Annotated in this window: 8 protein-coding genes and 1 tRNA gene; 1 reads left to right on the top strand and 8 read right to left on the bottom strand. The window is 72.1% G+C overall.

Annotated features, from left to right (window positions below):
• The 8 genes from GSF22_RS26525 to GSF22_RS26560 all read right to left on the bottom strand — a co-directional run.
• Positions 1-1,682: protein kinase domain-containing protein (locus GSF22_RS26525; RefSeq protein WP_439957809.1), on the bottom strand; the 1,682-nt coding region annotated here is incomplete at its 3' end.
• The gene (locus GSF22_RS26530) at positions 1,679-2,407 is read right to left on the bottom strand and encodes a hypothetical protein (RefSeq protein WP_208816461.1); all 729 of its coding nucleotides are present in this window, start codon (positions 2,405-2,407) and stop codon (positions 1,679-1,681) included. The genes GSF22_RS26530 and GSF22_RS26525, both read right to left, overlap by 4 nt.
• Positions 2,404-3,276 (bottom strand): hypothetical protein, encoded by an 873-nt coding sequence (locus tag GSF22_RS26535; protein ID WP_208816462.1) that lies wholly within the window; start codon positions 3,274-3,276, stop codon positions 2,404-2,406. Before GSF22_RS26535 ends, GSF22_RS26530 begins: the two co-directional genes overlap by 4 nt.
• A gap of 441 nt (positions 3,277-3,717) precedes the next feature.
• Positions 3,718-3,790 (bottom strand) — tRNA-Arg (locus tag GSF22_RS26540).
• A gap of 39 nt (positions 3,791-3,829) precedes the next feature.
• Positions 3,830-4,273 carry an HNH endonuclease gene (locus GSF22_RS26545; protein ID WP_208816463.1) on the bottom strand — a complete coding sequence of 148 codons (444 nt, stop codon included), beginning with the start codon at positions 4,271-4,273 and terminating at the stop codon, positions 3,830-3,832.
• A 128-nt stretch (positions 4,274-4,401) separates the two neighbouring features.
• On the bottom strand, positions 4,402-4,581 hold the full coding sequence (locus GSF22_RS26550) for a hypothetical protein (RefSeq protein WP_208816464.1): 180 nt from the start codon (positions 4,579-4,581) through the stop codon (positions 4,402-4,404).
• Between the two features lie 139 nt (positions 4,582-4,720).
• Positions 4,721-6,301, bottom strand: a complete 1,581-nt coding sequence (locus GSF22_RS26555) for an FAD-dependent oxidoreductase (RefSeq protein WP_208816465.1) — start codon at positions 6,299-6,301, stop codon at positions 4,721-4,723.
• A 78-nt stretch (positions 6,302-6,379) separates the two neighbouring features.
• Positions 6,380-6,859, bottom strand: a complete 480-nt coding sequence (locus GSF22_RS26560; protein ID WP_208816466.1) for an MSMEG_6728 family protein — start codon at positions 6,857-6,859, stop codon at positions 6,380-6,382.
• A 90-nt stretch (positions 6,860-6,949) separates the two neighbouring features.
• On the opposite strand from GSF22_RS26560, the gene GSF22_RS26565 reads away from it, so the two are divergent.
• The coding region (locus GSF22_RS26565; protein WP_208816467.1) for a potassium channel protein at positions 6,950-8,731 on the top strand (1,782 nt) is incomplete at its 3' end.

The raw sequence follows: 8,731 nt of genomic DNA on the forward strand, positions 1-8,731 counted from the left end.
GGGCTGGGTGGTGGGACCGGTGGCCGGGGTGGTCCGGTGCGGCCGGTCTGGTGGCCGGCCCTGGCTGCACGCTGTCGCGCCGGTCCCGGCCCCGTGCCCGGGTTCGTCGGCCCCGTGCCCGGGTTGGTCGGTGCGGTCGGTCCGGTGCCGGGGTTGGTCGGTCCGGTCGGTCCCGCGCCCGGGTTGTTCAGTCGGGCCCGGAACCCCGGTGACGAGTAGAGCCGACCCAGCCGGTCGTCGAGCGGATCGGTACGTCCGGAGCCCGTCGGGCCTGCGGGAGGCGGGGCGGACGGGGTGCGCGGCGGCACCGTCGCCGGTGGTGTGGTGGCGGCCGGGCCCGGGGTGGACGGCGCCGGTCCTGCCGCACCCCCCAGTCGGGACGTGGCGACCAGGAGGGCGGCCTCGGCGCTGGTCAGTACCCGAAGGGTACGGGCACTGCGGAGTTCCACCTGTGGTGTCAACGGGGAGGATCCGCTGCGTTGGAAGACCGTGAGCAGACCGGTCACCGCCACCCACTGGTTGCTGAGCTTCGTTGCCGGGTCACCGAAGGTGCTGGTGAGGTCGCGTCCCGCGCGGTCCCAGGCGATGATGGTGAACGACCCGGTCCGATACCGGCCGAAGTTGATGAACGTGATCGTGCCGCCCCGACGGTTGGGCTTCTCACTGACGTTGAGGACCCGGCCGACGACGGTCACCTCGTCGCCCTGCCGGGCGAGCAGTGCGGCGCGGTCGGTGGCCTGGATCACCGGCGGCGCGCCCGGCGCCGTGGTGGCCGGGCGTGGCCCGGTGGCGGTCGCCGCCCCTGCCGTACCGGCCAGCGCGGCCGGGACCGTCGCCAGGTTCACCTGGCAGGCGTGCCGCAGCCGCCGGGTCGGCTCGGCCAGGGCCGGGATCCCCGCCAGCCGGGTGAAGAGCGGGGAGGCACCCGGGTCGGCGAAGTCCGTGGCGGAGAAGAGCAGCCGTTCTCCGCTGCTCTGGTTGAACTCCTGCCACAGTCCGGGTTGCTCGACCAGGGCGGCCAGCGTCAGATCGAGTACGGCGGCGGCGAACAGGTCGAGGGACTCGTCGTACTCGTCGACCCGTTCCGGATGCTGGTAGTTGCGGTTGCCCTGCTCGACGCCGCCGTACTGGCGCAGGACGGGCAGGTACATCCCGTCGTAGTCGACCAGTCGGATACTTCGGTCGGCACAGACCAGGATGTTGCCGTGCTGGAGGTCACCATGGGCGACCCCGTGCCGGCGGAGCGCCTCCACCGCGGCACCGATGTTGCGCCGGACCTGGTTCAGCGCAGCCGGCTGGTACAGGTGGTCGTCGATCCAGTCGTCCAGCCGGGCCCCGTCGACCCACTGCATCCGGACGATGGGGAAGAGCTTCTCGCCGACCCGGATCCCGTGTTCCTGGTAGTCCACGTCGACCAGGAAGTCCAGGCGCGCGCCACGGATGAACTCCGCCACCCGGGAGTACCGTTCCTGACGGCGGTTGCCCGACTTGTGGAAGCAGCGGATCGCGTACCGCTGGTCGCGCACCCGGACGTCGAACGTCAGCGCGAAACCGCCGGAAGCGGGCGACGGGAGACCGAGCGGATTGCGGCGTGGTTCGCACTGCCGCAGCGCAGGGTCGAGGAAGGCGACAGCCGGGGTCTGGATGGCCATCTGGTAGTCGATGGGCTGGGGAAGCTTCACGTCCGTACCACGCAGAGGGTGGTGTCGTCGTTGGCCAGTTGCCCGCGCCGCCGGTAGCTGGCGACTCTACGGACGAACTGCGCATAGCCGTCCGGCGTACGGTGCCAGGCCGCCGTGCGACCGTGACGCTCGTACGTGACCAGCAGGTACCGGGCGATCGCATCGGTGGCGAGCAGGAACACGTCGCCGGCCTGGTAGCCGCCGCTCAGGGTGGTCACCGGCGGAGCCTCGGCGCCGGCCAGGCTGCTGACCAGCTCCGGGAACCGGCTGAAGTCGTCCGGACTGGTGACCGGACCGACCAGCAGCACCTCCGCCCCCCGGAGATGGAACAGGCACGAGTCACCCACCCCGTGGGCGCGGAACGTGCGGGACGCGCTGTCCACCTGTAGGCCGAGAAAGGTGGAGTCCGCTCCCCGTTGCAGCTTGGCCTGCGCGTACCACGGCAGGCTCGGGGAATCGACCAGGGCCGACCATTTCCGGCGCAACGCCACCAGCACCTCCGGTGCCAGCGGGTCGAGGCCCTCCTCCACGAAGGACGTGACGAGCAGTCGGCTCCACACCTCGGGCCGGGCCGAGGTCGACGCGCCGTCCGCCACGGCGAATCGACCGGTCGCCGGGGCCATGCCGGCGCTGTCCTCGTTCTCGTAGGGGCTCCGACCCAGTTTCGGCACGCTGTAGGTCACCGCCGACATGGGGCGGGAGACCACGGCACCCGATCGGATCACCGCATCGTCCCCGGCCCGGCGGTGAGCTCGCGCAGCCCGGTGGGCGTGACGGCCCGGGTACCGATGTCCAGGAACTCCACCATCGCCACGGCGTCCGCGTTGTAGAGGAAACCGCGGGAACCCGGCTCCACCTCGTAACCGAGATGGGTGGCAGCTTCGAGCATCGAGGGCGGCAGCGGGCTCGACATGTCGAAGAGCCTCCCGGCGTTGCGGTCCGGTAGCCCGTCCGCCGTACCCGGGAACAGCACCTGGCTGCGGGCGCCACTGGTCAGATGCAGGTTGAACAGCAGGGCCTGCCCGTCGCCGGTACCCAGGGCGCGCAGCCGGGTGGCGGCAGCCCTCGGGTCGCCGTCGGTGCTCTCGCCGTCGGTGATGTTGATGACGATCGGGGGGAAGCTGCGCTCGTGCCGGCTGCACCAGGTCGAAACGACGGCTTCCGCAGCCTCCACCGCCTCGACCATCGGGGTCCATCCGTCCGCCAACGGATCCACCCAGACCGGGATGGGCGTGGTCACCTCGATGAGTCCGCCCGCTCCGTCGCTCACCTTCCGCAGCACCTGATCGACGCGGCGGGGATTGACCGCCAGCTCGCTGATCGGGATTATCTGCCGGGCCGCGCTGGCCCCGTGCAGAATGGGTTTCACGCCCTGGCCGTAGCCGAGGATACCTACCTCGAAGTAGTCGTAGATCCGGTCGTCGCCCTTACTGCACAGCAGTACGGAATTGCCGAGCAGCCGGTTGACCGCCAGCGCGAGTTGCTGGGCCTTCGTCGTACCGCTGCTGCTCCAGGATCCCGCCATCGAACTCGACTGGTCGATGAGCAGCAGGAGCAGGGCAGGTTGGGCGCGGTTGATCTCGGCGGAGTACACGGTCGGCTCTCCCTCGGGTCGCTGGTGCGGGGCGGATTCCTGGTGCTGTCTCAAGCTGTGCCGGCCCGTGCCGACACCCGGGCCACCAGCGGGGTACGGGACAGGAGGTGCTGCCGACACCACGGCACCGTGGGTACGTCGAGATTGACCGGTACGGAGAACGACCGCCCGAGCAGCCGGTTTCCGTGTTGCGGGGATCCGTCCAACGCCCATTTCGAGCGACTTGCCGATGTCGGTCTTCTGGCTGTCACCCGACTGCGGCGGACAATTGCCGGCTCACCGAAAGAAAAGCCCTGCGTAGGCTCCTCCACCACCTGCACATCCCTCCACTGAGGACGCGTAGCCGCAGTGGAGCATTTCAGATGACCGGACCTTCGGCCAACCCCTGCGGTCGAGATTTGCCGGACGCAATGATCGAGGTGACGTGGCGGAACCCGTCGGTGCCCCGGGCAGGATTCGAACCTGCGACCCCCTGATCCGTAATCAGGTGCGCTCTCCACTGCGCCACCGGGGCTGGTGGCCGGCGGGCCCCCCGTTCCCGCCGGCCGGTCGGTCAGCGCCGGGCGAGCGCGGTCCAGGTCGGCACCGCCGGCTCGGACCGCAGCGGCATGCCGGCCTCGGCCGGCGTGCGGTCGCCCTTGCGCTGGTTGCACTCGTAACAGGCTGCTGCCGTGTTCTTCCAGGTGTTCAGCCCACCCCGGGAGCGGGGCAGGACGTGGTCGATGGTGCTGGCCGGGGCCGCGCAGTAGACGCAGCGCCGGCCGTCGCGGAGCAGTACGCCCGCCCGGGACCAGGCCGGTCCGGAGCTGAACCGCCAGCGGGTCACCACGTACCGGACCAGGCGGACCACCCTCGGCACCGGGAAGATCCCGATCAGCCGGTCCGGCTCCGCCTCGTGGACCTCGGCGACCCGACGGCAGAGCATCCGGATCGCGTGCTGGACGGTGACCCGGTGCAGCGGGCCGAGGTCGGCGTTGATGACGAGTACGGCCTCCACCGGGGCCTCCTTCCGTGTCGGTCCGCACGGTGGTGGGCGGCGAAGCCGGCCGGCGCTTGCCGGCAGACGGCAGAAAGCCGCCCGGTCCCGTGCGGGTGGGCGGCTTTCTCGCGGTGCTGCGATCGGCGCTAGGCGCGCCACCTGCCCAACCTGTCCTGCTCTTCCCGGTCGACACCCTCGGTGGACCGGCGTCGCCACGACTGCGCGGCGCACGTCGATCCCGCCCCGGTGGACACGGCGTACCCGCGCACGACAGCCCGGCGCGGCAGGTGCCGCAGCAGTCCGTCGTTGCTGGTGTGGCCGGGCATCCGGGCCCCCGTTTCCTCAGGTGGTTGACCTTGTGGCGTTCACGGTAGATCGACGCTGGTGCGGTCGCCACCGCATTATCGAAGGGTTCAGCCGCTGTTCAGGCAGAGCGGTCGCGGTTCGCGTCCGGTGACCCGCCGTTCAGCTCCGGCGGCGTGCTGCGAGCAGACCCCGGGGACGGATCGACCGTACCGGCTCGGCGGCGGCGCCCTCGGCGCGCAGGATGTGGTTGGCGGCCAGGATGCCGGTCGCCGCCGAGCGTTCCATCAGCGCGCTGGGGAACTCCGTGTCGATGCCGTCGCCGGCCAGGTAGAGCCCGGGTGCGTCGGTGCGGACGCCGGGGCGTACCGGATGGGACCGGGGTGCGAAGGCCGGCGCCTGCGCCTCCACCCGGGCGCGCAGCTCCACCACCGGGAGGTCGGCCACCTCCGGCCAGAGCGTGACCAGCTCGGCCCGCATCCGTTCGGCCAGCTCCCCGGCGGGCACCCCCGGCTCGCAGGCGTACGCGTGCAGTTCGACCACCGAGCCGCCGGTGGCCGCCGCCCAGCGGCGCGACTCGTTCTCCAGCCGGTGGTAGAGGGTGACCGAGTCCAGGGTGGCCTGCCGCGACACCCCGCTGAACACGGCCCGACCGGCGGCCACGTCCCCACCCAGCCAGTACCGGGCCACCGCGTACGGCGGTCCGGGGGTGCCGAAGGTGGGCATCCGGCCGACCAGTTCCGGGGCCAGCCCGGCGAGCTGCGGACTGGCCTCGACCAGCGCGGCGAGCGCGGGCGGGTCGACGGCGAGCACCACGTGCCCACCCCGGTGCACCGTCCCGTCGGCGGTCGTCACCAGCCAGCCGCCGCCGTCACCGCCGCTTTCGTCACCGCCGCCGCTGTCGTTGCCGCCGTCACGGGTCAGGGTGGTGGCCGGGGAGCCGGTCAGGACCGTCCCGCCCCGATCCTGCACGTACCGGGTCAGCGGGCCCCAGATCGACGTGGCGTAGTCCTCGTCCGGGGCGTCGAAGGCCAGCCCCTCCGGATTGCCGAGCAGATAGAAGTGGAACTGCGCCACCATCTCCGCCGCCGACATCTCCCGCTCGTGGTTGAAGAACGAGTGCGAGAAGACCTCGAAGAGCATCGCGCGGGCCCGGTCGGGCAGACGCAGCGAGTCGAGCAGTTCCTCGGCGGTCGTACCGTCCAGCTCGGCGTAGGTGCGCTCCCGGTCGTAGGTGAGCAGCGGCAGCGCGGCGTCCCGGTCCATGCTGCGCAGGTCCCGCAGCCGCAGGCTGGGGCTCCGGACCAGCAGCGCGAGCAGGTTCATCGGCGGGGCCTTCGGCAGCCGGCCGAACTCCTCGACCGGCCACTGTGCACTCTCGATCGGGTAACCGGGGATCGGCTTCAGGAAACCCAGGGCCGGATCGATCCGGCGCAGGATCGACCGCCAGTTGTAGTACTGCCGGAAGAACGCGTGGAAGCCGTGCTCGACGATCTGCCCGGTGCCGTCGGCCAGGGTGTCCGGCCAGGCGCCGAGCCGGCCGCCGAGGGTCGGCGCGGCCTCCAGCACGGTGACGCGTACGCCCCGCTCGGCGAGGACCACCGCCGCCGACATCCCGGCGATACCGCCGCCCACCACCACTACGTCGACCGGTCGGGGTACCCGGGACGGGCCACCTCCGCCGGGGTCCACCTCGTGCTGACGTACCCCGATCAGGCGCCCCACGGTGCGCGACAGTTCCATCTGCACCAGTCTGCCTCAGGTGTGGGGAAGGGGCCCTTCCACAACCGAAAACGATGGGAAGGGGCCCTTCCCAACACCTCAGCCGGAGCAGCGACGTTCCCGGTCGGACGGCGGCCAGACGTACTCCAGGTCGGGCGGGACGTCCCCGAAGATCGGCCGGTAGTGCCCGGGGTCCTTGCGCAGCAGCGACGACCGGTGACTGGCGTGCAGGTCGTCGCGGCCGAGCCAGGGTGGCAGTTCACCGGCTGCGGCCAGCTCCGCCTGCGACCGGACCCGATCGATGCCACAGGCCGCCGCGAGGTCGGTGACCAGGGTCGTCGCGCAGGTGTCCGCCCGGCCCCCGGCACACCACACCGCGCAGACGTCCAGCCCGTACCGGACCAGCGCCTCCTCGTACCCGGCCCACATCTTCACCGCCGGGTGGTTCCGCCAGCCGTACCCGGGACGGGTCAGCCCCCGGAGCACCTGGATGGCCTCCACCCGCTGCTTGCCCAGCCGACGCTGGTCGAGGCTCCGGGCGCTGGCCAGGAAGTCCGGGTACGGCAGGAACGTCTGCATCCGCCTGCCCTACCCGCGATCGGTCCCGACATGCCCGGCCGGACCTGCGGGGGGCTGCGCGTGAAGATCGTCTCTGGCTACCATCCCGGCATGGCGGAGCCCTGGCTTGATCGGGTACGACGGGCGGTGGAGACCGGCGGACGGCGGGCGGTGGAGACCGGCGGACGGCTCCGCCCCAACGGTGACCCCCGGCCGCATTACGTGGTCTGCGGGCAGGACGCCCTCGCGTACCACGTGGTCAACGGGCTGCTCGCCACCGAACTGCGGGCCGGTGCCGTCCGGGTGACGGTGATCGTGCCGCCCCGGCGTCGGGCGGACGGCCCGGACATCCGTGCGGTACGTGGCGTGCGCATCCTGCCGGCCGACCGGCTGGACGAGCAGACGTTCCGGGCCGCCGGGCTGGCCGGAGCCGACGGGCTGGCACTGCTGCACCAGGACGACGTCGGCAACATCCACGCCGCGCTCTGCGCCCAGGAGGTCGAGCCGGGCGTACGACTCGTTCTGCGGATGTTCAACACCAGCCTGGCCAGCGGCGTACGGCAGCTCTTCCCCGACTCGGCGGTGCTCTCCGACGCGGTGATGGCCGCCCCGGCCTTCGTGGCGGCGGCACTCGGCGAGGTCGCCCCGACGCACTTCCGGCACGCCGGGCGGACCCTCTACGTCGCCGAGCGGGCCGACGTACGCCCGGAGGACGTGGTGTGCGGGGTGGCCGACACCCGCGATCCGCAGCGGGTCCGGGTGCTGCCCGACGACCCGGCGGACGCCGACGTGGTGCTCGCCGAGGCGACCGGGCAGCCGGCCGGGGCGGAGGTCGCGGCCCGGCGGTTGGCCCGGGTCGCCCGGCGCCGGCGCCGTCCGCTGGCGGTGCTGTTCCGGGCGGTACGCGGCTTCGCCACCCGCAAGATCGGCATGGCGATGATCTTCGTGCTGGCGGTCATCGCGCTGCTCGGCTACCTGATCTCCCGGGCCGAGCACGTCAGCCCGACCCAGGCGCTCTATCTCACCCTGGTCACCACGCTCAGCGGCGCCGACCCGGACACCAACAAACCGACCGCCGCGCAGATCATGCAGGTGGTGCTCAACCTCGCCGGGCTGGCCCTGATCCCGCTGATCACCGCCGTGGTGGTGGACGCCATCGTCAACGCCCGGCTGGCCCTGCACACCGGACGGAGCCAACCGGACCGCTCCGGGCACGTGGTGGTGGTCGGCCTCGGCAACGTCGGCACCCGGGTGATGGCCCAGCTCAACGACTTCGGCATCGAGGTCGTGGCGATCGACAAGGACCCGGCGGCGCGGGGCGCGTCCCTGGCCCGCCGGCTCAACATCCCGCTCATCGTCGGTGACGCGGCGCAGGAGGAGACACTCCGGTCCGCCTCGGTCGGCGCCTGCCAGGCCCTGGTGGTGGTCTCCACCGACGACGTGGCGAACCTCCAGGCCGCGCTCAACGGCCGGGCCATCAACCCCGACCTGCGGGTGGTGCTGCGCCTCTTCGACGACGACTTCGCCGGGCGGATCGAGCGGGCGTTCGGGATCAGCGCCTCACGCAGCGTCTCCTACCTGGCGGCACCGGCGTTCACCGGCGCCCTGCTCAACCGGGCGGTGATCGCCACCATCCCGGTCGGCCGGCACGTGCTGGTGGTCGCCGAGGTACCGGTCGCCGCCGGCTCGGCGCTGGACGGACGGCCGCTCGCCGCCGTTGCGGAGTCCGACGGGGTACGCCTCATCGGGCACACCCCGGTGGGCCAGAAACGCCTCGACTGGGCGCCGGACCCGCGCATGGTGATCAACGCGGGGGACCGGTTGACCGTGGTGTCCCGGCGGGCCGGGGTGGCCTGGCTGCTCCGGCAGACCTCACCGCCCCCGCCTCCGCCA

It is taken from the genome of Micromonospora echinofusca, from assembly GCF_017614955.1.
Taxonomy (GTDB): domain Bacteria; phylum Actinomycetota; class Actinomycetes; order Mycobacteriales; family Micromonosporaceae; genus Micromonospora; species Micromonospora echinofusca_A.